This is a genomic window from Streptomyces sp. CB02009, assembly GCF_001905825.1.
Taxonomy (GTDB): domain Bacteria; phylum Actinomycetota; class Actinomycetes; order Streptomycetales; family Streptomycetaceae; genus Streptomyces.
Genome location: NZ_LIVV01000014.1, coordinates 115,504 through 139,422 on the forward strand (window position 1 = coordinate 115,504; position 23,919 = coordinate 139,422).

25 protein-coding genes and 1 pseudogene are annotated in these 23,919 nt (G+C 70.5%); 14 read left to right on the top strand and 12 right to left on the bottom strand.

Annotated features, from left to right (window positions below; all coding sequences use genetic code 11):
* Window positions 1-15: 15 nt before the first annotated feature.
* The 3 genes from AMK27_RS38405 to AMK27_RS38415 are packed head-to-tail and all read right to left on the bottom strand — an operon-like array spanning window position 16 to window position 2,656.
* The gene (locus tag AMK27_RS38405; protein ID WP_073918855.1) at window positions 16-972 is read right to left on the bottom strand and encodes a PLP-dependent cysteine synthase family protein; all 957 of its coding nucleotides are present in this window, start codon (window positions 970-972) and stop codon (window positions 16-18) included.
* Between the two features lie 26 nt (window positions 973-998).
* Window positions 999-1,793, bottom strand: a complete 795-nt coding sequence (locus tag AMK27_RS38410) for an HpcH/HpaI aldolase family protein (protein WP_073918858.1) — start codon at window positions 1,791-1,793, stop codon at window positions 999-1,001.
* Window positions 1,794-1,795: 2 nt separating this feature from the next.
* The gene (locus AMK27_RS38415; RefSeq protein ID WP_073918860.1) at window positions 1,796-2,656 is read right to left on the bottom strand and encodes a TauD/TfdA dioxygenase family protein; all 861 of its coding nucleotides are present in this window, start codon (window positions 2,654-2,656) and stop codon (window positions 1,796-1,798) included.
* A gap of 357 nt (window positions 2,657-3,013) precedes the next feature.
* Between AMK27_RS38415 and AMK27_RS38420 the strand changes: the two genes are divergently transcribed.
* The 4 genes from AMK27_RS38420 to AMK27_RS38435 all read left to right on the top strand — a co-directional run bounded on the left by AMK27_RS38420 (window position 3,014) and on the right by AMK27_RS38435 (window position 6,190).
* Complete coding sequence (locus tag AMK27_RS38420) at window positions 3,014-3,220, top strand: tautomerase family protein (RefSeq protein WP_073918862.1); 207 nt, start codon at window positions 3,014-3,016, stop codon at window positions 3,218-3,220.
* Window positions 3,217-4,479: an MFS transporter gene (locus AMK27_RS38425; RefSeq protein ID WP_073918864.1), complete on the top strand. Its 1,263-nt coding sequence runs from the start codon at window positions 3,217-3,219 to the stop codon at window positions 4,477-4,479. The genes AMK27_RS38420 and AMK27_RS38425 overlap by 4 nt, the downstream gene beginning before the upstream one ends.
* 91 nt (window positions 4,480-4,570) lie before the next feature.
* On the top strand, window positions 4,571-5,782 hold the full coding sequence (gene metK, locus AMK27_RS38430) for a methionine adenosyltransferase (RefSeq protein WP_073919009.1): 1,212 nt from the start codon (window positions 4,571-4,573) through the stop codon (window positions 5,780-5,782).
* A 27-nt stretch (window positions 5,783-5,809) separates the two neighbouring features.
* Window positions 5,810-6,190: a hypothetical protein gene (locus AMK27_RS38435; protein ID WP_073918866.1), complete on the top strand. Its 381-nt coding sequence runs from the start codon at window positions 5,810-5,812 to the stop codon at window positions 6,188-6,190.
* Window positions 6,191-6,257: 67 nt separating this feature from the next.
* Here the strand turns inward: AMK27_RS38435 and AMK27_RS38440 are convergent, their stop codons facing one another.
* From AMK27_RS38440 to AMK27_RS38460, 5 genes are all read right to left on the bottom strand, one after another.
* Window positions 6,258-7,256, bottom strand: coding sequence for a hypothetical protein (locus AMK27_RS38440; RefSeq protein WP_073918868.1), 999 nt, complete (start codon window positions 7,254-7,256; stop codon window positions 6,258-6,260).
* Window positions 7,257-7,390: 134 nt separating this feature from the next.
* Window positions 7,391-7,615, bottom strand: coding sequence for a hypothetical protein (locus AMK27_RS38445; RefSeq protein ID WP_241847750.1), 225 nt, complete (start codon window positions 7,613-7,615; stop codon window positions 7,391-7,393).
* Window positions 7,612-8,577, bottom strand: a complete 966-nt coding sequence (locus AMK27_RS38450) for an oxidoreductase (RefSeq protein ID WP_073918872.1) — start codon at window positions 8,575-8,577, stop codon at window positions 7,612-7,614. Before AMK27_RS38450 ends, AMK27_RS38445 begins: the two co-directional genes overlap by 4 nt.
* Before the next feature lie 43 nt (window positions 8,578-8,620).
* Entirely contained in the window at window positions 8,621-9,163 is a 543-nt protein-coding gene (locus tag AMK27_RS38455; protein ID WP_073918874.1) for a carboxymuconolactone decarboxylase family protein, read from the bottom strand.
* Window positions 9,164-9,402: 239 nt separating this feature from the next.
* Complete coding sequence (locus AMK27_RS38460; protein ID WP_073918876.1) at window positions 9,403-9,678, bottom strand: hypothetical protein; 276 nt, start codon at window positions 9,676-9,678, stop codon at window positions 9,403-9,405.
* Between the two features lie 110 nt (window positions 9,679-9,788).
* On the opposite strand from AMK27_RS38460, the gene AMK27_RS38465 reads away from it, so the two are divergent.
* The 8 genes from AMK27_RS38465 (at window position 9,789) to AMK27_RS38500 (ending at window position 18,393) form a co-directional block, all read left to right on the top strand.
* Window positions 9,789-10,784, top strand: coding sequence for a hypothetical protein (locus AMK27_RS38465; protein ID WP_073918878.1), 996 nt, complete (start codon window positions 9,789-9,791; stop codon window positions 10,782-10,784).
* A gap of 382 nt (window positions 10,785-11,166) precedes the next feature.
* On the top strand, window positions 11,167-12,390 hold the full coding sequence (locus AMK27_RS38470) for a hypothetical protein (RefSeq protein ID WP_079188778.1): 1,224 nt from the start codon (window positions 11,167-11,169) through the stop codon (window positions 12,388-12,390).
* Window positions 12,387-13,457: a JmjC domain-containing protein gene (locus AMK27_RS38475; protein ID WP_073918880.1), complete on the top strand. Its 1,071-nt coding sequence runs from the start codon at window positions 12,387-12,389 to the stop codon at window positions 13,455-13,457. Before AMK27_RS38470 ends, AMK27_RS38475 begins: the two co-directional genes overlap by 4 nt.
* 8 nt (window positions 13,458-13,465) lie before the next feature.
* On the top strand, window positions 13,466-14,752 hold the full coding sequence (locus AMK27_RS38480) for an MFS transporter (RefSeq protein WP_073918882.1): 1,287 nt from the start codon (window positions 13,466-13,468) through the stop codon (window positions 14,750-14,752).
* On the top strand, window positions 14,749-15,417 hold the full coding sequence (locus tag AMK27_RS38485) for a 2OG-Fe(II) oxygenase (RefSeq protein ID WP_073918884.1): 669 nt from the start codon (window positions 14,749-14,751) through the stop codon (window positions 15,415-15,417). Before AMK27_RS38480 ends, AMK27_RS38485 begins: the two co-directional genes overlap by 4 nt.
* A complete protein-coding gene (rsgA, locus tag AMK27_RS38490; protein WP_073918886.1) occupies window positions 15,414-16,454 on the top strand; it encodes a ribosome small subunit-dependent GTPase A in 1,041 nt (346 codons plus the stop codon). Before AMK27_RS38485 ends, rsgA begins: the two co-directional genes overlap by 4 nt.
* A 92-nt stretch (window positions 16,455-16,546) precedes the next feature.
* Complete coding sequence (locus AMK27_RS38495; RefSeq protein ID WP_073918888.1) at window positions 16,547-17,086, top strand: carboxymuconolactone decarboxylase family protein; 540 nt, start codon at window positions 16,547-16,549, stop codon at window positions 17,084-17,086.
* Window positions 17,087-17,103: 17 nt separating this feature from the next.
* Window positions 17,104-18,393, top strand: coding sequence for an MFS transporter (locus tag AMK27_RS38500; RefSeq protein WP_073918890.1), 1,290 nt, complete (start codon window positions 17,104-17,106; stop codon window positions 18,391-18,393).
* A 67-nt stretch (window positions 18,394-18,460) separates the two neighbouring features.
* Here the strand turns inward: AMK27_RS38500 and AMK27_RS38505 are convergent, their stop codons facing one another.
* From AMK27_RS38505 to AMK27_RS38520, 4 genes are all read right to left on the bottom strand, one after another.
* Window positions 18,461-18,748: a DUF4287 domain-containing protein gene (locus AMK27_RS38505; protein ID WP_073819553.1), complete on the bottom strand. Its 288-nt coding sequence runs from the start codon at window positions 18,746-18,748 to the stop codon at window positions 18,461-18,463.
* Between the two features lie 112 nt (window positions 18,749-18,860).
* The gene (locus AMK27_RS38510) at window positions 18,861-19,415 is read right to left on the bottom strand and encodes a carboxymuconolactone decarboxylase family protein (protein WP_073918892.1); all 555 of its coding nucleotides are present in this window, start codon (window positions 19,413-19,415) and stop codon (window positions 18,861-18,863) included.
* A 17-nt stretch (window positions 19,416-19,432) separates the two neighbouring features.
* A complete protein-coding gene (locus AMK27_RS38515) occupies window positions 19,433-20,434 on the bottom strand; it encodes a hypothetical protein (RefSeq protein WP_073918894.1) in 1,002 nt (333 codons plus the stop codon).
* A 711-nt stretch (window positions 20,435-21,145) separates the two neighbouring features.
* On the bottom strand, window positions 21,146-21,592 hold the full coding sequence (locus AMK27_RS38520) for a hypothetical protein (RefSeq protein WP_073918896.1): 447 nt from the start codon (window positions 21,590-21,592) through the stop codon (window positions 21,146-21,148).
* Between the two features lie 443 nt (window positions 21,593-22,035).
* Here AMK27_RS38520 and AMK27_RS38525 point away from each other — a divergent pair, with 443 nt between their 5' ends.
* Together AMK27_RS38525 and AMK27_RS43905 are read left to right on the top strand one after the other, a co-directional pair.
* Complete coding sequence (locus tag AMK27_RS38525) at window positions 22,036-22,971, top strand: FG-GAP repeat domain-containing protein (protein WP_241847751.1); 936 nt, start codon at window positions 22,036-22,038, stop codon at window positions 22,969-22,971.
* 619 nt (window positions 22,972-23,590) lie between these two features.
* Window positions 23,591-23,857 (top strand): annotated as a pseudogene (locus AMK27_RS43905) (hypothetical protein); the annotation flags it as partial.
* Window positions 23,858-23,919: the final 62 nt, after the last annotated feature.

Genomic DNA, 23,919 nt, shown 5'->3' on the forward strand with positions numbered 1-23,919 from the left:
TGAGGAGGCGACGGATCAGCGGGCCGTCGAGAGATAGCGCTCCCCGCTGTCGGGGAAGACGGTGACGACCGTGGCGCCCGCCCAGCGCGGGTCGGAGGCCACGGTGCGGCTGGCCCAGGCGGCGGCTCCCGAGGAGAGTCCGACGGAGAGGCCGGTGACCCGGGTGATCTCCCGGGTGGTGGTGGCCGCGGCTTCATCCGGAACCGCGACGACCTGGTCCATCAGAGAGAGGTCGGTGATGTCGGAGACGTAGCCGGCACCGATGCCGGGGATGCCGTGCGGGCCGGGTTCGCCCCCGGACATCACGGCGCTGCGGGCGGGTTCGACGGCCACTACGTGCAGGGCCGTGCGTTCCTTCAGATAGCGGGCCGTGCCCGTCAGCGTCCCGCCGGTGCCGACCCCGCACACCAGGACGTCGACGCGGCCCCGCGTGGCCTCCCAGATCTCCGGGCCCGTGGTCTCGTAGTGCGCCCGTACGTTGGCTGGGTTGCGGTCCTGATGCGGAACCCACGAGCCGGGCAGGGTGCGCTGGAGTTCCTCCGCGTACGCCCATGCGGCCATGAGACCGTCCTGGGCCGGCACGAGATGCACCTCTGCGCCCAGCTCACGGAGGATCAGACGGCGTTCCTCGGTGGCGTTGTCGGGCATCACGATGACGCAACGGTGGCCGCGGCGGGCGCACAGCGCGGCCAGCGAGATGCCAGTGCTGCCGGAGGAGCACTCTATGACCGTGCCTCCCGTAGTCGGGAGCAGCCCCGCCTCCTCCGCGGCCCGCACCATGAACAGCGCGGCCCGGTCCTTCACGCTCGAGAGAGGATTGGCCATTTCCACCTTGGCGAGCAGGCGCACCGAGCCGGGCAGTCCCGACAGCGGGACCTCCAGCAGCGGCGTACGCCCGACCAGGTCTTCAAGCGATCGGGCCGGCGGCGCCACGGTGGCGCCCCCGGGCCGGGTACCCAGGTCTGTCGTCACGGTTCCCCTCCTCGTCCAGTTCCCGCTCACGCGGGGCCGGATCCCCGGGCCGCCGACAGATGCTCGGCGGCGATCTGCTGCAGGTGGGTGATGTCGCTGGAGACGGTGGCGAAGGTGAACCCCTCGGCGAGCCGCTTGGCGGCGCTCGCCCCGTCCAGCACGTGGATGCCGCAGGCGATGCCGTGCCTGCGGGCGGCTTCCGTGATCCGGACCAGAGCGGCCTCCAGCGCGTCGGCGGTGGCCGGGTCGCCGAACCAGCGCGCGCCGAGCGCGGCCGACAGGTCGGCGGGTCCGACGTACACCGCGTCGAGGCCCTCCGTTGCGCAGATGGCCTCCAGATCGTCCAGCGCGGCGGCCGTCTCGATCATCACGACGCATGCCACCCGGTCGTCGATCTCGGCGGGCACCGAGCCCACGCGGATCTCGGCCCGGACCGGACCGCCGAGGCTGCGCGTCCCCGCCGGATGGTGCCGGCAGGCCCGCACCATGGTCCGCGCCTGCTCGGCGCTCTCGACCATCGGGACGACGACGCCGCGCGCCCCTGTGTCGAGCGCGATCCCGATCGCGACGGGATCCGGCGAGGGCACCCGGATGATTCCGGCGGAGCGGCCGCGGGCATCCACTGCGAGCATCGCCGCCTGCCAGCCGGGCTGGTGCAACACGCCGTGCTGACCGTCCACTCCGATGTAGTCGTAGCCGAGTCCGGCGATCCGCTCGGTCCCGGCAGGGTTGTCCAGGGCTATCCAGTAGCCGATCAGGTGCTCACGACCGCGCAGTCGCGCGGCGAACGCGTCCGGGTCGTGGGGCGAGGAGTTCTCCATGCTCACTCGCCCGTCTTCAGCGCGTAGCTCTGCTTGCCGTCGAGGCCGACGGGCACGTCGCCGGTGATGGACACCCGGTGCAGCACCCTCTGGTGCTGCCCGTAGTCGTTGACCGCGTAGTGCTGCGTGCTGCGGTTGTCGAAGATGAGGACGTCGCCGGGCCGCCAGGTCCAGCGCGCGGTGTTCTCCGGCCGGCGCACGTACGACTGGAGCACGTCGATGATCGGCCTGGACTCGCGCGGCTCCAGGCCCACGAGCCACTGCGCGAAACCGCCGAGGAACAGGCTCGGCTCGCCGGACTCCGGGTGCACCCGCACCACAGGGTGCGCGGCCTCGAACCGGCGGGCCAGGAAAGCCTCGCGGACCTTGTCCCCGCGGTCGGTCCCCAGCCGCGGCTGCTCCGCGTGATTGGTGTGCACGGCCCAGAGCCGGTCGGCTATCTCACGGAGTTCGGCTGGCAGGTCCTTGTAGCCGGCGGCCGCGTTCGCGACCAGTGTGTCGCCGCCGTACGGGGGCAGCACCATGCTGCGGAGGGTCGTGCCCAGCGACGGGGTGGTGGTGAAGCTGATGTCGGTGTGCCAGTGGTCGGCACGCTGGTCCTCTCCGTCGACCGGGATGACCTGGGGAGTTCCGTCGACCGTCCGCATCATCGGGTGCGGCTGGGTGAGCGGGCCGAACCGTGCGGCGAAGGCGAGCTGGTGCTCGTCGTTGATGTCCTGGTCCCGGAAGAACAGGACCTTGTGCTCCAGGAACGCCGCGTGGATCTGCCCGAAGACGGATTCCGACAACTCTGTCGAGAGGTCGACGCCTGTCACCTCCGCGCCGATCTTTCCGCCGATTCTGCGTATGTCGAAGAGGGACACCGGCATTCCTTCCGAACCTGTCAGGAGACCTGTGCTCCCGTGATGGGCGGGCCGCGCGGGTATCGGGCGCGAGACGCCCGGCACGGGAGAAGTACCCGGCAGTCGGACGGGACCGGCCGGGCAGGACGGCGCCGATCACATCACGGCCGGAAAACGACGGCAACAGGACAGGGAATTGCGTCGCTACTTCACCAACTCGCTTCCGGCACGTGAGAAAGAGGGGCCGGGGGACCGGCTGACTTGTTCAAGTCGTTCTCCTTCCGCTGCCCCCGCTTGCCTGTCCTTCGGCGTTCCGGGGATTCTCGTACCGCCGCGCTCGCGCCCTTGAATCGTCATCTGCAGAAAAGGACCGCCGACATGCCGGTGATCACCGTCAACTGGTGGCAGGGCAATGACCGAGAAGCCCGGAGAGAGCTGGTGGCGGGCATCACCGATGTCGTCACACGCGTCTCCGGCTGCCCGGACGACGCCGTCACCGTCATCGTCCGTGACGTGGCCCCGGACCACTGGGGCAAGGGCGGTCGACTCGTCGACGAGTCCCATATCCCGAGGGGCCTGCGATGACGCTGAGCTCCCTGCACCCGAACATCCGGCTGCGGATCGCCGTCGGCTTCGTCCAGCGGCTGCTGTCCGTCATGCTTATGCCGCTCCTCGTCATCCACCTGGCGAACCTGTACGGGCCGGCGGTAGCCGGTGTGCTGACCGTCTGTGTCGCGGCGGCCGGCATCGCCTCCAACTTCCTCGGCGGGCACTTCGCCGACGTGTACGGCCGCCGTCCCGTCATGGTGGCGGGCGAGCTGGGCGCCACCCTCACCTTCGGGCTGCTCGCGCTGGCGAACTCGCCCTGGTGGACGTCCGGCACCGCCACGTTCGCCCTGTTCCTGCTCAACACGTGCTGCTCACAACTCGCCACCCCGGCCGCCGACGCGATGATGGTCGACGTCTCCACCCCCGAGAACCGGCCGCTCGTCTACACGATCAACTACTGGTCGATCAACCTCGCCTTCACCGGCGGCGCGCTGCTCGGCGGCTTCCTCTACGACGGCCACTTTCTCCAGCTGCTGACCGGCGCGGCCGCGCTGTGTCTGGTGACCACTGCGGTGATGTGGCGCTGGATCAGCGAGACCGCCCCGACCAGCGGCAAGGCGGTCGCGACCGGGCCGGCCGCGATGCTGCGCGGCTACCTCGGCGTCGCCCGGGACCGGGTCTTCCTGCGCCAGCTGGTCGCCGCCGCGCTGATCGCGGCCGTCGAGATGCAGATCGGCTACTACATCGCCGTCCGCCTCGCCCGTGAGTTCCCCGAACAGACGCTTCTGGCTGTGGGCGACTGGTCCGTGGACGTCGACGGTGTGGCGATCCTCGGAGTCCTGCGGGCCGTCAACGCGGCCTTGGTCGTCGCCCTCATCCTCGTCGCCAAGACGCTGCTGGCGCGCGTGTCCGAGCGCGTCAGGCTGTACGGCGGCATCGCGGTCTTCACCGTCGGATACATGGTCTGGGCCGTGAGCGACGTGGGCTGGATCCTCATTGCCGCTGCGGTCCTGCTCACCTTCGGCGAGATCGCCAGTGTCCCGGTGCGCCAGGCGCTCCTGGCCGACCTGATCGACGCAGAGGCCCGTACCAAGTACATGGCGGCGTACGCGCTCAACGCCCGGATCGGCCTGCTCGTCGCCGCTCTGTGCGTCACCCTCGGCGCGTTTGTCCCCTCCCTCGCCATGGGGCTGCTGTACGGGACGGCCGGGCTCGCCGCGATCCTGCTCTACCAGTCCCTGGTCGGCGAACGCGCTGTCCGCGAAGCCGAGAAGGTCACCGTCCCGGCGGCCTGAGATGACCAAGCAGCGCCGGATCCGCGGCACCTCCGGTGACTCGGCCAAGTCCGCTTGCGAGGCGGGAGCGGACGCGGATCTGATGCGCTCCATGACGAAACGGCTGTTCACCTCGGAGTCGGTGACCGAGGGCCATCCTGACAAGATCGCTGACCAGATCAGCGACACCATCCTCGACGCGCTGCTGGGCAAGGATCCGGCAGCCCGTGTGGCCGTGGAGACGCTGATCACGACCGGTCAGGTCCACGTCGCGGGCGAGGTCACCACGTCCGCGTACGCGCCGATCGCCCAACTGGTGCGGGACAAGATCCTGGAGATCGGTTACGACTCCTCGATGAAGGGCTTCGACGGCGCCTCCTGCGGCGTGTCGGTTTCCATCGGGTCTCAGTCCCCGGACATCGCCCAGGGCGTGGACACCGCGTACGAGCAGCGGGTCGAGGGCGACGAGGACGAGCTGGACAAGCAGGGCGCCGGCGACCAGGGCCTGATGTTCGGCTACGCCTCGGACGAGACCCCCGAGCTGATGCCGCTGCCGATCCACATCGCGCACCGGCTCTCCCGCCGGCTGACCGAGGTCCGCAAGAACGGCACCATCCCGTACCTGCGCCCCGACGGCAAGACCCAGGTCACCATCGAGTACGACGGCGACAAGGCCGTCCGCCTCGACACGGTCGTCGTCTCCTCGCAGCACGCCTCCGACATCGACCTGGAGTCGCTGCTCGCGCCCGACATCCGCGAGTTCGTCGTCGAGCACGTGCTCAAGCAGCTCGTCGAGGACGGCATCAAGCTCGACACCGACGGCTACCGCCTCCTGGTGAACCCGACCGGCCGCTTCGAGATCGGCGGCCCGATGGGCGACGCCGGCCTCACCGGCCGCAAGATCATCATCGACACCTACGGCGGCATGGCCCGCCACGGTGGCGGCGCGTTCTCCGGCAAGGACCCGTCCAAGGTCGACCGCTCGGCCGCCTACGCCATGCGCTGGGTCGCCAAGAACGTCGTCGCCGCCGGCCTCGCCGCGCGCTGCGAGGTCCAGGTCGCCTACGCGATCGGCAAGGCCGAGCCCGTGGGTCTCTTCGTCGAGACCTTCGGCACCGAGGAGATCCCCCTCGACCTCATCGAGCAGGCCATCGCCGAGGTCTTCGACCTCCGCCCAGCCGCGATCATCCGTGACCTCGACCTGCTCCGCCCGATCTACTCCCAGACCGCCGCCTACGGCCACTTCGGCCGGGAGCTGCCGGACTTCACCTGGGAACGCACCGACCGCGCCACCGCCCTGCGCGCCGCGGCCGGCCTCGACTGACCACCTATCCCTCCGAGAGGAACCATCGTGTCCACGATCACCACCCCGTCCGAGACCAGCCTCTTCCTGGAGCCCGTCGCCACCGAGCGGGCCCGCCGTCGCGTCGAGGAACTCATGGCCGACTTCCGTAGCGGCACCTGGCGTCCCACTCGGCTCGAGGGCCGTGTCGCCGAGCTGCTTCTCGCTTCGACCGCCGGAGACGGCATGCTCACCCCCCGCCGTATCCGCGCGGCCCTGTGGGAAGGAAACCTCGCGCTGACCTACGAGAACGACGGCCGTTTCGCCCAGGTCCTTGCCGACCTCGTTCCCGTCCTGGACGACCCCCAGCTCACCGCCCTCGACATCGTCGACGCGGCGGGCGAGCTCGTCGGCGCCGTGGCCTCCACCGCCGTCGCCGTCGCAGCCTGACCCCTCTCCACGCGTGTGGCCCGGCCGGAGGAGCTCCGGCCGGGCCACACACGCGTACGGGGCCCGATCAGGCCGCCCAGGGCGCCATCGGGTACCAGATCAGGTCACGGCGGGCCAGGATCCGCAGGTCCCAGTAGAGGACCATGAAGACACCCGCCGCGATGAACGCCGCTGCCATCAGCGCTGCGGCGCGGCTCGGCCGCTTCGTCATCCACCGGTGCAGCCGGTCCCCGAAGAGGCCGGTCACCAGCAGGAACAGAACCGACATGATCAGGATGTTGCCCAGGGTCTGGAGACTGAAGGCCACCGACCCGTACAGCACGTTGTGACTCTCGGCCGTGTCCCGGAACAGCTGACGGAAGAGCGGGAAGGGACGCCCGACGAGGAACGCCCCGATCAGACCGCCCATGAACAGCATCGGCGCGCTCGGGTACTGCTCCGACAACTTCGCCAGCGGGTCGCGCACGATGCCCAGCGCCGCCAGGCCGAGGTACGTCATGACCAAGCCGATGAGGCCGTAGACCACCATCGCCTGGATCAGCCGGCCGGAGAGGCCACCGCCGCCCTGACTTTGGTCGAACTGGGGCATGCCCGTCCCCGACATCGCGACCAGCATGCCGTACACGGCGGACACGACGACCGCACCGGCCGCCAGCTGACCCAGCGGACGCAGCGCGGCGGCCATCCGGCCCCGGCGTGAGAGGGAGCGCCCGCCGGTCAGCGGCGCCAACGCGCTGAAGACGGCGATGTTGCACGCGGTGAACGTACCGGCGATGCCCGTGACCAGGGCGAAGAGGATACCGGCCAGGGCGCCCGGGATCGGGGTTCCCTTGGCGGTGTGGCCCAACAGTGTGTCCGCCACCGTATCGCCGATGGTCTTGTCGACGAACTCCGCCGACCACACCACCGTCAGGGCGAAACCGAACAGCGCGCTCACCGCGAGAACCAGCCCACGGCGGCGAGGCACATGGCCGTTGAAGAAGAAGGAGGGGGTGGGACCTTCGGCGGTCGCGGCCTGGTCCGGCCGTGAACCGGCGGGGGCGGGCCGCTGTGCTGTCTGCGCCATGACATGCCGTCTTCCATGAGGGGGTGGGGGATACGCGGCGACACGCTAGGCGCGACGGCGCACCACCGGGGGCTCCGCCCGTGTGTCCAGCACAGCGGAAGAAGGCCCCGCGTCCACTTCGTGAGGTCCAGCCCTCACCAGGGTCCGTGAACCGTGAAGCGGGCGTACCCCTCCGCCTCCGCCGCCCGCGCGGGCTGAGCCGCGGTGTCCGTCTGCCAGGCAGCGCCCGTCACGTCCGGCAGCACGGCGTCGAAGTTCCGCCACATCCACGCCCAGGCCGCGACCGGCCGGAAACGCTCCTGTCTGTCCCCTCCCGTTCCCACACCGGCGACGACGCCGTCCTCCGGGACGGCGCTCACCCTCGCGCCCCCGTCACCGGACACACCGCGCCGGAAGACTCCGCCTCCGCCCGCGCCGACGGGAAGGCGTAACGCACGCCCGTCAGCCCCTCGGACAGTTGCCAGAGGCGGTGCTGCGCCGCCACGTCCCGTGAGACCCGGCTGGAGCGGGCCGGAGCGGGCGTGCCCCGGCTCTCGAAGAACTGCGACGGGCCGAGGTATGCACCGCCCGGCACGTGCGGGTCCGTCGCCGCGCTTAGTGCCGGCCACGCCGCCCGGTCCGCGGGCTGGGCCAGCCACCGCAGCCCCGCCCCGGCCACCGGCCGCAGCAAACGGGGCACATCGCCCTGCCACAGGCCGGTCGGAGAGAGGCCCGGATGCGCGGCGAACGAGGCAGTGGCCGCACCCGCTGTGGCAAGCCGGTGGTGCAACTCCCGTGCGAACAGCAGGTTGGCGAGCTTGGAACGTCCGTACGCCGTCAGCGACCGTCGCCCGGCCGACGACCGGGCCCCGCCCTCGTCCAAGGCCCCGAGGCCCGCCCGGTGCGTGAGGCTGGCGACGGTGACGATCCGGGAGCCGGGCACCGCTGTCATCAGGTCGAGCAGCAGGCCCGTCAGCGCGAAGTGCCCGAGGTGGTTGACACCGAAGTGCGCCTCGAAGCCGTCCTCGGTGCGCCGGTACGGAGGGAACATCACCCCGGCGTTGTTGACGAGCAGGTCCAGGCGCTCGTGGCGGGCATGCACCCACGCCGACGCCTCCCGTACCGAGTCCAGGCACGCCAGGTCCAGGCGTACGACCTCGGTGCTGCCGCCGATGCGGGCGGCTGCGGCCCTGCCCCGCCCCACGTTGCGGCAGGCGAGGAGGACGTGCGCCCCCCGGTCTGCGAGCACGCGGGCGGTCTCCAGACCGATGCCGCCAGAGGCGCCGGTGATCAGAGCGGTCCTGCCGCTCTGGTCGGGAATGTGTGCGGGGGACCAGGCCATGTCACCCTCCTGAGGAAGACGGGACGCCTGCGGGCGGGGTGCGTCAGTGCGCGGCACCGTAGCCGTGCTGGACGATGAGCTCCGCCGCCACGCCGTAGAAGGCCGGGTCGGACGGGACGTCCGTGGCCAGACCGTTCACGTAGCGGTTGAACATCGCGAACGCGGCCGCGATCAGGACCGTGTCGTGGATGTGGGTGTCCGTGGCGCCCTCGGCTCGGGCGGCGGCGATCGCCTCGTCGGAGACGGGGGCCGCCTCGGCCTGCACCTCGGCGGCCACCTTCAGCAGCGACCGGAGCAGCGGAGTGATCGCCGCCGTGTCGGGGCCGGCGAGCACGGACGCCACGAGCTCGGCGCCACCCTCCAGCTGCGCGGCCGCGAACGCGCTGTGGGAACCGGCGCAGAAAGCGGTGCAGTTCAGGTGCGACACGTACGCGGCGATCAGTTCGCGCTCGCCCCGGCTCAGCGGCGAAGGACCGCTGCGCAGCAGGGTCTCGGCAAGGTCCGACAGTACGCCCGCGGTGTCCGGGCGCTGGGCGAAGAGCCCGCTGATTCCGGGAAGGTCATGGGTGATCTCGATGTGGGGCACCGCTGAGTCCTCGTCTTCGCTTGGGGTACGGACGGGCTCATCGTCGGGACCCGCGGGCCGGCCGGCCAACTTCCAGCGTGCGGACCTCGCCCCGAGCAGTCCCCGTCAGCTCCGCACTCAGAGAGAAGCGTCGCGCCGCCCGCTAGTCCAAGAATGAGGACGTGGCAAGGAACATCTCGCGGTACGAGGAGACTTGGGCAGGTGGTCGCGTCGGTACGGGCACGTACCGCCGCCCGGCGTCATGCCTCCACGGTTCCGGCGAGCTGCCAGCCGCCCAGTGCGGGCGACAGCACCAGGGCCCGCCGACACAGGGCACGGCACCGCCGCACGGCGCTCGCCTCGTCCGGAGCCAGCAGGAAGGCGACCCCCCGGGCACCGGCCCGGCTCGCATGCACGCGTACGTGCTCGACGCCGTCGTCCGGGCGGCATGCCGCCCACAGCTCGGCCAGCAGAACGTCGGAGGACAGATCCGGCGCTTGCGGCGGCTTGGCGAAGGCGAACTCGACGAGGTGCACACACCGAGTCTGCCGCACACCACCGGCCCCGCCCCAGCCCCGGCGAGGCCACGAACATGCCGTGGCACGCATGTGCCCCGGTGCCCACACACGACCGCGGGGGGACGCTGATGCTGCGCGTACTCGGACTCGACTTCAGCACGGAGGCCGTCTACCGGTTGATGCTGGAGCACCCTTCGTGGGGCGTGGACCGCCTCGCGGAGGAGCTGGACACCGACCGTCGCACGGTCGCCCGGGCACTGGACACGCTGGCCGACCTCGCGCTGCTGCGCGCAACGACGACCGCCGACTCCTCCGGCGGCCTGCGATTGGTGCCGCCCCGGGCCGGACTCGGCGCGCTGCTCGAACGACGGCAGAACGAGCTCGCCCGCACTCAGCTGGAGATCGACGCGAGCCGCGCGGCGGTCGCCGACCTCCTCACCGACTACACGGCGCTCGGCCGAGACTCCCTGGGCGGTGCGGTGGAACGCTTCACCGGAGACGAGTCCGTCCGGCGGATCCACACAGACGTCACCGGACAGGCCCGCGGCGAACTCCTCGCCCTCGCCCCCACCACTGCCTCCGGAGGCGGCCCCTGGGAGATCGACGCCCCCCTCCACGTCGACCTGCTCTCCCGGGGAGTGAGGGTCCGCATCCTCCACCTCGACAGCACCGACGGAACACCCGAGCGTCGACGGGCGGTCCGAGAGCTGACACAGGCCGGCGCCGAGATCCGCACCCTGCCCTCCCTCCCTCTGCAGCTGCGGATCGTCGACGGGGCGAGCGCCGTCCTTCCCCTCGATCCGGAAGTCCCTGATGAGGGAGCCGTGCTTCTGCGCGAACCAGGCGCCCTCACGGGCCTGCGCGCCCTGTTCACGCATCTGTGGGACGAGGCGGAACCCCTCCCGGACGGAGGCGTCGAGGACGAGGAGCCCGACGCCTACACGCCGCAGGAACGCGCCCTGCTGAAGTTCCTGGCCGAGGGACTCACCGACGAGGCCGCGGCCCGCAGGCTCGGCATCTCCCTGCGCAGCGAGCGCCGCATGATCTCCGGTCTCTCCGAACGATTCGGTGCCCACAGCCGCTTCCAGCTCGGTCTCCAGGCCGCCCGCATCGGCCTGGTGTGACACAACAATGCCAAGGTCATTCTGTGCCACGGAAAATTGCTGACACGGCTTGTGAGGCCATGTCAGAGTAATTTCCAGAACGGACCGGAAAGCACAAAGAATCCCGAGCCGAACGGACCGCTCAATTCCAACTGAATTGCCCAGGCATAACTCCCGTCGCGCCAGCGGGAGAACACTCATGAATCGATCGGAAAGGAAATACCGACATGGAGAACGAGAAGAACCTCGTCATGGAGATCCTCGAGGACGACAACTACGACTTCGAGGCCGAGTTCAGCCCGCGTCAGGACGTCGGCCACTGAGCCCCGCACCGTAACGCGGCCGGTCGTCCCCACGGACAGCCGGCCGCGTCGGCCGTTTCCCCGAACGAGTGGTGAGTTGGATGAGCATCGACACGCAGACCTGGAAGGCGTTCGCGGCGGACCACGCCCCGGACTTCGCCCGCACCGTGTTCCTCCCCGGCCTCGTCGCCGACCCCGGACACCTCGCCCGGTTGATCGACGACGGCCTGCGCACAGCGACCCGTCAGGCGCCCGGCGACCTGCGCCTGCGTGCCTTCCGCCCCGGCGCCTTCGACTACCGGCTGACCAAGCGCTTCGTGGACACCCCCGTCGCCGACGAAGAGAGCGCCGTTGACTGGCTGGCCCGCACGGCCGACAGCGACGAGGAGTGCCTTGCCGTCAACGACATCTCATCCTGGAACCTCGACCTGGCCACCGAGGTCGCCCGACTCGTAGCGGAGCTCATCGCCGACGGCACCCACGAACTGCCTTCCGGAACCGACGTGTACACCTTCGTCGCCCACTCCGGCTGGACCCCGTTCGGCATCCACAAAGACTCGGAGCCCTCCCTCATCTTCCACCTCGGACCGTCCCCCAAGGAGGTCTGGGTCTGGCACGACAACCCGTTCGACGCATCCGCCATCACGCCCAACCCCTCGTTCGGCCGCATCACCTTCGACGTCGAGGAGCACCTCGCCTCCGCCGAGCGACACCTGCTCCAGCCCGGCGACTTCCTCTGCATCCCCCAGGACACGTACCACGTGTTCCGAAACCTCGGCCCCTCCACGTTCCTCGGACTGACCGTCTACCCGGTCAGGGCCCGGCCACTGATCACGGAAGCCCTGTGGCGCGCCGCCCACCCGGCCGAACCCCTCGCCGCCTACCCGGCCGCCGACCAGGTCACCGATCGCGCCCGCAGAATCCTCACCGACGACACCGCCGGCACCTCGCTCGCCGACCGTGTCGCCCACGAGATCGCCCTCGGGCAGCTCCGCCTGCGCACCAACGGCTACCTCAGCCGACCGCACCAGGCCGCGCTGCCCCGTACGGCCCCCCACCCCCACGCCTCGCTGCGCTGGGCCCGCCCCGGGGTGGTCACCGCCGCCCCCCATCACGGTGGCACCACCCTCGTCGCCCGCGGCCGTACCCTCATCGTCCCCGGCCCCGACCCCACCGACTTCACCGACCTGGAGAAGGCGACAGCCTCGGACTCGCCCTTCACCCTTGACGAGCTCACCGCCGTCCTACCCAAGGGCCTCGCGCCGGAACGCCGCGAGGAGATCGCTCTCAGCCTCTGCGGCGTGGGCGCGGTGGTCGCGCCATGACCGGATACGACGCCTTCGCCCACGCCCAGGCGCTCCTCACCGGCCTCGGCGACCAGGAGCCACCCACCGGCGGTGTCCGACTCCACGAGCCCGCCGCGGGCAGCGAGAACACCGCCCACGAGGCCCTGCTCGCCGGCGTATGGTCCGCCCTCGCACGGCCCGGAGCCCTCGCCACCAACTTCCGGCTCGTCGAGTCCGGCCGGCAGGTCGACCGAAGCCGCTGGATGCGCTCGCGCGTCGGCGATGGAGAGGTCCTGCACACCGCCCTCGTCCCCACCTACCTGCATAGCGCCGTCGAGCGCGGCGCGACCCTTGTCATCAGCCACCTCGAAGCCCTCGACGAGCGAGTCATGCTGCTGTGCGAGGCCCTCGAATACCTGCTGCGCGCCCGCGCCTGGGTCAACTGCTACATCACCGCAGGCGAGAACTCCGCCTTTGATGTTCACAGCGACGACCACGATGCCCTCATCCTGCAACTCCTCGGCCGCAAGCACTGGGAGGTCGACTCCCGCACAGGCGCGCGCTCCCACGACCTGGCCCCGGGCAGTCTCGACCGCGTCCTCACACCTGGCATGTGCCTGTCCGTGCCGCGCGACACCGCCCACCGCGTCTCCGGCACCGGGGAACTCACCGTGCACCTCACAGTCGGGTACGAGCCCTACGCCGACGTGCGCGAGGAGAGCCGCGCCGCCCACGAACTCGTCGGCCGCACCGCACCCGACCCCGACCCCGAATGGCTCACCACCCGCCTGGCCCTGCGCCCCGACCGCCGCGCCGGAGCGTCCCTGCGCAGCGCCCTGACCGGCGAGGTCGGATCCGGCACCCGAATCCGCTGGGCCAGCCGCTTTCCCCCGCACGTTGCCACCGGCGAAGAGCACCTGACGATCACCACCATGGGCCGGCGCATCCGTCTCGACCGCCGCCTGGAGCACCCCATCACCCTTCTCACCAGGGGCGGCGCCCTGACCTACGACGAATTGGCCGCCGACAGCGACCTGCCCGACGCCGACCTGCGCGCCCTGGTCGCCTTCGGCGCCCGCAACGACTTCCTGATCTGCGAAGGATGACTCGCCCCGTGCTCACCGCCACCCTCAAGGACCAGGCCGCGATGTTCCGCGAGCGCCGCTTCGCGACGTTCTTCACGGGCCACGTCGTCTCCAGGCTCGGCGACGCCCCCGTCCCCGTCGCCTTCGCCCTCGCCGCGTACCAGGTCTCCCACTCGGCGGCCGCGCTCACCTGGGTCCTGCTGTCGCTGTGGGGGGCACGCTTCTTCCTCGTCGCCACCGGTGGCCGGCTCGCCGACCGCTACGACCGGGTGAAGGTGATGATCGGCGCCGACCTGCTGAGGCTGCTCGCCCAGGGCGCCCTCGCCGTCATCGTGGTCAGCCCCCTGGCACTGCAGAGCTGGCACCTGTGCCTGTCCGCCGCGCTGTACGGCGCGGGAACCGCCCTGTACAACCCCGCGCAGATCGGTCTGACCCCCGAACTCGTCGCTGAGGACCGTCTCCAGCGGGCCAACGGCCTGCTCTCTCTCGTCGCCGACGTCGGTTTCCTCCTCGGCCCCGTCCTCGCGGGCGTCTTGATGAGCACCGTCGGCTTCTCGTGGATCCTCTGGCTCGACGTGGCTTCCTTCGCCGTCAACCTCGTCTGCCTCCTGCGTCTGGTCCGGCTGCACACCCCCCTCCGCCGCACCGCCCCCTTCCAGGCCGCCGCCCCTTCCACGAGCGGTACCTCCGCAGACGATGCAGCTCCTGCCGCCGACACCGACCACCGCTTCCGCGCCGGATTCGCCGTCATGGCTCGCTATCCGTGGTTCTCCTTCGGCATGGCCCTGTGGTTCGTCGTCTCTCTCGGCATCGGCCTGACCGCTGTCGCCGGGCCCGTCATCGCCGTCGAGTCCCTCGGCGGCGCCGGAGCCTGGTCCGTCCTCGCGACCTGCCTCGCGATCGGCTCCCTCCTCGGCTCGCTCGCCGTCATGTCGACGACCAAGCACCACCCCTGGAAAGCCGCTTCCGTCGTCGTCACCCTCGGCGCCGTCCTGCAGTTCGTCGCCCTGACCCTGCGCGACGAGCTGCCCACCGCCGTCCTCGGCGCGAGCTTCGCCCTGTGCGCCTTGACGACCGCCGCCTGCGGCATCGTGTGGGACACCGCCTACCAGAGCGAGATCCCCGAGCGCTATATATCCCGCCTCGGTTCCGTGGACAACTTCGTCAACGCCGCCGGAATCCCCGCCGGCATGCTCCTCGGCGGCCTGTTCGCCGACCACTACGACACCGTCTTCCTGGGCGTCAGCGTTCTGCTCGTCCTGCTCTGCGTCCCCGCCGCCCGTCTCGCCGGACACGGAAAGAAAGCGACCGCATGAACCTGGCCACCCTCCTCGCCACACCCGCGACCAACCCCGACGCCCGCGTCCACTCCCGCGGCGACCGGTACGTCGTCATCGACGACCTCCTGCCCGAGGCCGACTTCGAGGCCACCGCGGACAGCTTCGCCCACACCCGCCTCAAGCCGGTCCTCAGCACCATCGCGCCGGTGTACGACGGCTTCGCCCACCGCGGGGGAGAGGACAAGCAGCGCTTGGCGCACAGCGAAGACGACGCACCGCGCTGGCAGCGGGCGGTGAAGGAACAGATCGGCGCCCATCTCGACCTGCTGGCCGCCCCTGGTGGGGCGGACCGCCTCTCCCTCACCCTCAGCGCCTGGGGCTACCCCGCCGGTTCCCGCCTGAGCTGGCACAACGACGCCGGCGCCGGCCGCATCGGCGCGTATGTCTACTTCACCCACCGCACCTGGAGCGCCGACTGGGGAGGCGGCCTCGCCCTGATCGACGAGGAGTCCCGCGCCGACGGCGCCGACGGTGACGCCCTCGTCCACAGTGCCACCCACCCGACGCTCGTCCTGCCGCGCCCCAACCGCCTGGTCGTCTTCCGCGCCCACACCATGCACGCCGTCCAGCGCGTCGACCCGACCGCCGGCGACCGGCTGCGCAGCACCTGGACCGGCTTCATCACCGAGGACACCCCGTGACCGACACACTCACCACCCCGGACGCCCTCACCCGACTGGGCTGGACCGACACCGATACCCCCCACAGGACTGGCACCACCACCCTCGCGCGCGTCGTCGTCCACCATGGCACCGTCTGCGATGTCCTGCGCCCCGAAACCGACGGCACCCTCACCGCGCACACCGCGACCATCACCCCGGCCCTGCCCGTCACGCCCGTCGCCGGCGACTGGGTCGAACTGGGCGCCGACAGCCGCATCCACGCCGTCGCCCCCCGCCGCGCCGTCCTCACCCGATCCGGCGTCGGCCACGGCCGCCAGATCCTCGCGGCCAACATCGACACCGTCCTCGTCGTAGTGCCGCTCGCCGGCGGCCTCAACGCCGCCATGGTCGAGCGCCTCTCCGTCATGGCCTGGGACAGCGGAGCCCAGCCCGTTCTCGTTCTGACCAAGAGCGACACCACCGACGACGCGGGCGCCGCGGACACCGAAGCCGCCGAACTCCTCAGCCCCGGAGTTCCGGTGATCTCCGTCAGTGTCCTGTCCGGCGACGGCCTCGACACTCTCCGCTCCCACCTCGGCCCCGGCACGACCGCAGTCATGCTCGGCCCCTCCGGGGCAGGCAAGACCTCCCTGCTCAACGCCCTTGAGGGCACCACCGAAGCTGTCGCCGCCGTGGGGCGCAGCGGAGGCCGCCACACCACCACCACGCGCCGCCTCCACCTCCTCGCCTCGGGCGGAGTCCTCCTCGACATCCCCGGCATCCGTTCCCTGGAGGTCGCCGCCGGCCCCGACGCCGTCGACGACGTCTTCACCGACGTCGCAGCCCTCGCGGCCCACTGCCGGTACGGCGACTGCGGTCACGACGGTGACGGCGGCTGTGCCGTCACCGAGGCCGCCCGCACCGGCGCACTGTCCCCGGACCGCCTTGCCACCTGGCGCAAGCTCCAGGGCGAGATCGCCTACCGCCGCCGCCGTGAGGACCCCGCCGAGATGGCCGACATACGCCGCCAGTGGAAGGCCGTCAGCAAGCAGGCCCGCCGCAACGGCCGCCGCTGAACGGCACCACAGATCCGCACGAGAGGAGTTGGCCGAGTGCTCCGCGGCTGCCAACGATGAGGCGACGACACCTCCCAACCGAAGGACGGCCCGTGCCGCACATCCGGATCGCCAATGACCTCCCGGGTATCAGGGGACTGATGACCGACCGCCCCGACACTGCAGCCCCGCTCAACGCCATCGCCGACGCCCTGCTGCGCGGCGACTCGCCCCTCACCCGCGGCGAACGCGAACTGATCGCCGCGTACGTGTCGGAGCTCAACACCACCCGTTTCTGCGCCGACACCCACGGCGCGGCAGCGGCCGCCCAGCTCGACGGCGGTATCGACCTGGTCAAGGCCGTGCAGCACGACGCCGACACCGCCCCGCTCACCCCCCTGCTGCGGGCCCTCCTTCGCATAGCCGCCGAGGTCCAGGCACAGGCCGCGCCCGTCCGCGACGAGACCATCGCCGCCGCCCGTGCCGAGGGCGCCACCGACACCCACATCCACGACACCGTGCTCATCGCGGCCGCCTTCTGCATGTACAACCGCTACGTCAGTGGCCTGGCCACCGCGCTGCCCACCGGGCCCGGCTACTACGAGGAGGCGGGCCGTCGGATCACCACCCACGGCTACGCCACCGCCGTCTGAAGGAGAAACGGCCCATCATGTCTGCGCACTCACAGAAGAAGGCCCACCGCAGAGCGGTCACCGCCACGGTGGTCGGCAACTTCATCGAGTCCTTCGACTGGCTCGGCTACGGTCTCTTCGCGCCCCTGTTCGCCGCCCAGTTCTTCCCCTCAGGGAACTCCCTCACCTCCATCCTCGGAGCCTTCGCGGTCCTCGGTGTCGGTGTCCTCATGCGCCCTCTCGGCGGAATCCTCCTCGGCCGCTACGCCGACCGCCGAGGCCGCCGCCCCGCCCTCATGCTGGCCATCTCCCTCATGGCCAGCGGCTCGCTCCTCATCGGCGTCACCCCCTCCTACGCGCACATCGGCCTGCTCGCCCCCGTGCTGCTGCTCCTGGCCCGCATGGCGCAGGGCGTGTCCCACGGCGGTGAATGGCCCGCCGCCGCCGCGTACCTGATGGAAGTCGCCCCCGAGAAGCGCAAGGCCACCTACGGCAGCCTGTTCTCCCTCACCACCTGTGCCGGCGCCTTCAGCGCCTCTCTCCTTGGCGGCGGTCTGACCGCCGCTCTCGGGCCCGCCGCCATGGCCGACTGGGGCTGGCGTGTGCCGTTCCTCGTCGGCGGCGTCCTCGGCCTGGTCCTGCTGGTGCTGCGCTCCCGGCTCGCCGAGACCGAGGTCTTCCAGCGCCAGGTCCAGGGCCGCCGGGACCGGGGCTCGCTCCGTCAGGTTCTCGTCGCCCACCGTCGCAACGTCCTCCTGGCCGTCCTGTTCGTCGCCGGATCCGGCGCCGTCGGCGGCACGTGGACCGCAGTCGTCCCCGCGCTTGGAGGCCGCCTCGCACCCCCCGGAATGATGTTCTGGGTCGTCGTGACCGCCACCGCGCTGATGATGACGCTGAACGTCCCGATCGGTCTGCTCGCCGACAAGATCGGCGCCGCCCGCCTCCTCGTCGCGGCCAGTGCTCTGTTCGCCGTCGCCGGATCCGTCTCCTACCTCACCATGACCGGCACCTTCGCCAGCCTGCTGTTCACCTACGGCTCCGGAGTGGTCTACCTGGTCTGCGCGACGACCGTGCTGCCCAAGCTCCTCACCGAGATCTTCCCGCCCGAGGTCAGGGCCCTGGGCGTGGGCCTTCCCAACGCCGTCACCAGCGCCGTCCTCGGCGGCGTCGCCCCCGCCTCCGCCGCCTTCGCCGCAGAACACAACGCCTCCGGCTGGTTCATCGCCGGCGTCATGGCCGCCGTCCTCATGTCGATTCCGGCGTCCCTGCTGGCCCGGACCGTGCGTCCGACCGAAACCCGCGTGTCCGAGCAGGTCCTGGCCGCCTGACACAGAAGAACGCCGGTTCCCCTCCCAACCCGGAGGGGAGCCGGCGTTCTTCGTGGCAGGTACGACCTCAGGGGCGGTTGTTCTTCCCCTCGAGCCACAGCGTGTCGGAGTCGTCGGCGTGCGTGCCGCCCGAACCGACGTGCTTGTCCGAGATCTGCGCGCCGTTCTTGAACACGTGTACGAGCGCCATCCCGTGGCCACGGCCCAGGCCGTAGTCCTCCTTGAGCCACTCCAGGACCGGGCCCGCCTTCAGCTTCGGTCCCTCGAAGCCGCGCTCCTTCGCCAGGTCGATGAACTGCCGGGGCGTCAGGCCCGTCTTGTCCTCGATATTGTCCAGATATGCCTGAAAGGACATGTGCTCCTCGCTTCCCACATCGGTGGCACCGGTCGGGGCGCCTCTGTCAAGCCTGCACGGGCGCGGGGCGCGGACCGGGCTCCCGCGCGATCCTCGCCACGACTTAGCCACGTCATACGGACGCGGAGCGACCCTGCGGCAGGTATCCGTCGGCCACCAGCGTCGCCCCGATCCCGTCAAAGACCTCAGGATCCTCCGGAGTGATCGCCGCCAGCCCGTCGACGTACCGGTTGAACATGCAGAACGCGGCCGCGATGAGCACCGTGTCATGCACGGCCTCGTCGTCCGCGCCCGCGACCCGGGCGCCGGCGACGTCCTGCTCCGTCACCGCACGGGCATTTCCCCGCACCTTGTCGGCGATCGCCAGCAAAGCCCGCATCCGCTCGCTCACCGGCGCCGTCGCCGGATCACGCTGCACGGCCTGCACCAGGGCGTAGTCACCGCCGAACGCGTGCGCGGCGGCAGCCGTGTGCGAGCCCGTGCAGTAAGGGGTGCCATTCCGGTAGGACACGTACGCGGCGATCAGCTCCCGCTCGGCCACGGTCAGCGGCGAAGGCGCGCGCAACAGCTGCTCGGCCAGTTCACTGAGCCTGCGGCCCGAGGCCGGCTTGGCGGCCATCAGCCCGCGGATCCCCGGCACCGGCGCCGGGACGGCAATGTGCGGCATGGTCCCTCCTCCCCTGCCTACTTGTTGAACCAAGGAGTGGACGTGGGGTCCGTCGAGAGCTGGCCCAGGAGGAGGTTCGCGACCTTCTGCTGACCGGTCGCGGACGGGTGCACCCGGTCCGACACCAGGTCCGAGCACGCCCACTCCAGACCGTCGCTGCGACCCGGCGTTCCGCCGGCCACGCCGTCCGCGCCCAGACCGTCCGCCCACATGTACGGGCCCCACGACAGCCACGGCGCGACGCCACCCGCCCCGTACGTCAGGTCCGAGGCACCGTTGATCTGGTCCTGGATCAGCTTCTTCACTGCCCAGCCCTGCTGATAGGCACCCGCGCTGCGCGCCGGGTTGTAGGTGTAGATACGGCTCGCGACATAGCCGAGTGCCAGGTTCGGGTGCTGCGCGCGCGCGTTGCGGGATATCGCGGCGAGTGAGTCACGCAGGTTCTGCGCGCCCTGGGGGAAGGCTCCGAGGTTGTCCCCGACGTACTGCTCCTTGAGCCACATCGCCTGCACCTGAGCGGGAGTCACCCCGGCATTCGACAGCCGGGTGGCGAGCACCGACCACGTGGTGTCCGCCGGGTTCGCCCAGGCGCTGGCGTCCTTGCCGCCCTGCGCACCGTCGACGATCACGAGCTTGTCATTCAGGTTCGCGTACGAGCTCGACGTCGCGATGAACCTCTGGAACTCCTGGGTGGTGTTGGACATGCCGATCGAGATCAGCACGACCTTGCCGTTCACTAGGTCCACCTGCCCGGAGGCGTTGCGCGGCAGCACCTGGTTCTGCGCGATGTTCACACCGGCGTTCGTGTGCGCGGTCGGCCGAACATTGCTGCCGCCCGGGTAGAGACCACCGGTCAGACCGTTGTACGTACCCGTGCCCAGGTCGTTCAGCGGAACAAGACCGCTGTGCGTGTACGTGCAGTCCGTCTGCGCGGCGGACGCACCGGGCTGCGGGATCAGGGCGACACCGAACGCGGTGACGGCGGCCGTCAGGTAGACGCCGAGACGTCCGGGCTTCATGACTGCTCCTTCGGCAGAACAACGATCAGGCCGGTCGGCCCGGGCCGATACTCGCCATCCGGACAACCACTCCGCACCTCCTGCCGTGCGCTCCCTCCTCTCGAAATCCTCTGCCGCATCGCACCTGAACGAACCCAGGCCCGTGTGGTGTGTTCCAGCCACGTGGCATCAGGACCGTCACGGATGAGACCCGAGCTCGTCCCGCTCGGCCATATGCTCCCTCGAGCGGCGTACCCCGCCGCTCTCCGCGACCTCGCTCCCCCCGTAACGAGGTCGCGCCCCAGGGGCCCCGGCAGTGCAGACACCTGCCGGGGCCCTCGCAAGCTAGACGGCGGGTGCGGACTGGGCGAGAGGACCAGCCCGGCCGGCCGTCCGGCCGCTGGCATGCACCGGCGCGGGCCCAGCCGGCTACGAGTCGGGGTCGGAAGCGGGTTCAGGCGTAGGTTGCGGCGACGCTGGACCACGGCGGAGACGGGTCGGACGAGTCGGAACTCATCGGTGCCGGCACGGTGACCGGTGGCCGGTCCGGCGCAGTGGTGCAAGGGGCGGTCACGCCACTGAGGCGCCATTTGCCCGGCAGCGCCGAAACGAATCGGTCAACTCGCCAGCGGCAACCAGCGTGACCGCTCACCCGGCCGGACAAGCCCACAGAAGGCCAACCTGGGGCGGCAGGCCTGGGCAACCCTGGGCTGGACGCGGGCAGCAACTGCCTCACGGGCCGATACAGCCGAACGCCGCTCCGCGCTCATCCAGCAGAGCCCTCAACGCCGCCCGGTCCGCCTCGCTCTCCTCCAGCCGCCTAAGCAACTCCGCCACATCGGGCACCAAAGGCAGCTCCAGGTCTTCCGCCAAACCTCCGGACGCCAGCGTTTCCACATACTGCTCAGGATTCTTGCTGTGGCGGAGGCGAGCGACGGCCTCTTGGAACCTGCGTTCCACACCCCGGCGACGCGCAGACTCTGCGGTTACCTTCCGCTGAAGCCGGTCGATCTCCAGCCGATACCGCTCGACGACATCCCGGCAGGCTCTGCTCACGTTCTCCGGCTGCGCCGGGATGAAGGCCCCCGATATCGCGCCGGCCGGCCGGGCCAAGACCTCGCCCTGCGCCGTGGCTGGGTTCAGCGCGATCTTGAAGGCCCGGAGCACCTCGTTCTCCATGAGCCCACCTCCCTCCACACTGGCTTGGTAGCCCATCACCTTGGCAGGACGCTACAGGAACCCCACTGACCACGCTCCTGACCTGCATCAGAGGCACGCCCTCGCAGGCGCGCCATACAGAGCGGCCTTGTACGCGGAGGAGCCGTCGGCGAATGGCCCTGGCGGGGGAACTGGACCAGCCGGGGACAAAAAGGGCTGGTTCGTTCCGCGGCCCTGAACGCGTCTGGTCGAACCGGCCGGAAATCGAGTCCGCCGTTCCGATGCCCCCGGACCAGCCAACGGCTCACTCGCACCGGTGCCGAGACAGCCTCTGCCTGGATCGGGCGGACCCGCCCGAATTCCGAGCGAGAACCTCTCATAGTCTCTGGGCACCAGAGCCGTCCGTATCACAGGGCGCTCATGTCAGATCAGTCGCTCGGCATGTCGTGCGCGTGAGATACCGCGTGACTGGTTCCCCCGACTATCCGGAGTTTCTTTTGCTGCAAATTGCTCTCCACAGACGTGGACTCGCACGCCTGGCAGCCGCGGCCACAGCCGTTGCCCTGGCCGCCACGGTCACTGGTACCGCCGTCGCGGACGCCCCCGCGGCGCCCGGCGCGACGCAGAAGTTCCTCTCGAGTGCTCAGGCCGTGGCCGCGCTCGATCCGACACCCACCGCGCCCTCATTCTTTCTGAGCGGGATACTCCCGTCGGGTCAGATGTACGTCTACATGCGGGACGGACGAGGCGGTTTCGACTCCAGGTCGGGTGCCTACGTCTGGCGTGGGCTCACGTACTGCGTCGCGGTCGATCCCGACCTGACCGGTCACCAGGACGGCGCGTACCACGTCATGTCCAACGGCGTGGTCAACCAGTGGCGCGGCGGTCGGCTCAAGCAGGTGGCCACCGGCTGGCAGCAGTACAGCCGCGTCCTGTCGCCGGGGACTCTGGCACGCGCTGCCCACCCCGACCTGCTGGCTCGTGACCGGCAGGGTGTCCTGTGGCGCGTCCCGATCAGATCGGACGGGACACTGGCCCCGAGAGTGAAGGTCGGCGGCGGCTGGAATGCCTACACCCAGATCGCCGGGGTCGGGGACTATTCCGGGGACACCAAAGCGGACATCGTCGCCCGCGACACGCAGGGCATTCTCTGGCTGTACAAGGGCACAGGAGACGGGCGCAAGCCGTTCGCCCCGCGGCTGCGGGTCGGCAGCGGATGGAACGAGTTCAATAAGCTGGTGTCCGCCGGTGATGTCGATGCCGACCGCCGCAGCGACCTGCTCGCCCGGGACCCCAAGGGCGGCCTGTGGCTCTACAAGGGCACCGGCAAGGCATCCGCGCCGTTCAAGCCCCGCGTCAAGATCGGTACCGGCTTCCAGCAGTACCGGGACCTCTTCTGAGATCCCTCGCACGCTTGGCGAGCTGAGGCCCTGCTGGCCCGTCGCCTCGTCCATGTAAGTGGGGGCAACCCCGCGAACATGCCGGCGGTCTGGCATGCAGGCCCAGGTCGCGGTCAGGAGACTGCAGCCGGGCCCGTCCTCGTCCTCGTCGATGTAGCGCAGCTGATCACGTCCCAGGCCCTGGCAGGGGCCCAGGACCTTTCGACGGGCAGCCATCGGCCACGTCCGGAATCGATTTGCCCCTCTGGATGCCCCTGCGGGCTCGGACGGACGCGGGGAACGCGAGGGGTCACCTCGGCGGCGTCGTCTCCGTGGCAGAGGCACCACTTCACGGTGTCCTCCCTCGCTGCTGGGGTGGTGCCCGGCGGCGGCATCGGCTTCAAGGATGGGCGCCGCCGGGCCCGAACAGGGTGGCACGGGGCACGGACAGGCTCGTGGTGGCTGGCGCCCGGACGCGCTACGGCCTCCCACCGGGAGCCGGGCGCGTGGCCTTGATCATGCAGCGCCAACGCTGCGCCATCGGCTCGATGCTCGCCACGACGTCTCCACCCCACCGTGCCGTCACGACTGTGCCAAGTTGGATCCCCGACCCGCCCCGACCCCCTGGCACGATGGCCCCATGCCCATGCCACGCCTCCGCGGATCGTTCCTCTCGATCGGCTCGAAAGAATCGATACTCTCCATCGGTTCCGTCGGATCCGTGCTTTCCATCGGTTCCGTCGGCAGCGTCCTCTCGATCGGTTCGGTGGGCAGCGTTCTGTCCGCCGGCTCTATCGGCTCCGCCCTCTCCCTCCTCTCCACCGCCTCCTGGCTGAGTACGGGCTCCTTGCTCTCCGCCCAGTCCCGCTGGTCGGTCCTTTGCTGGCGCGCCCACCACGGCTTCCGCACGGCGAGCCGAACGCCGCCCCATACCCCTCGGCGTCTTGGCGCATGCGAACGTCGACGGTG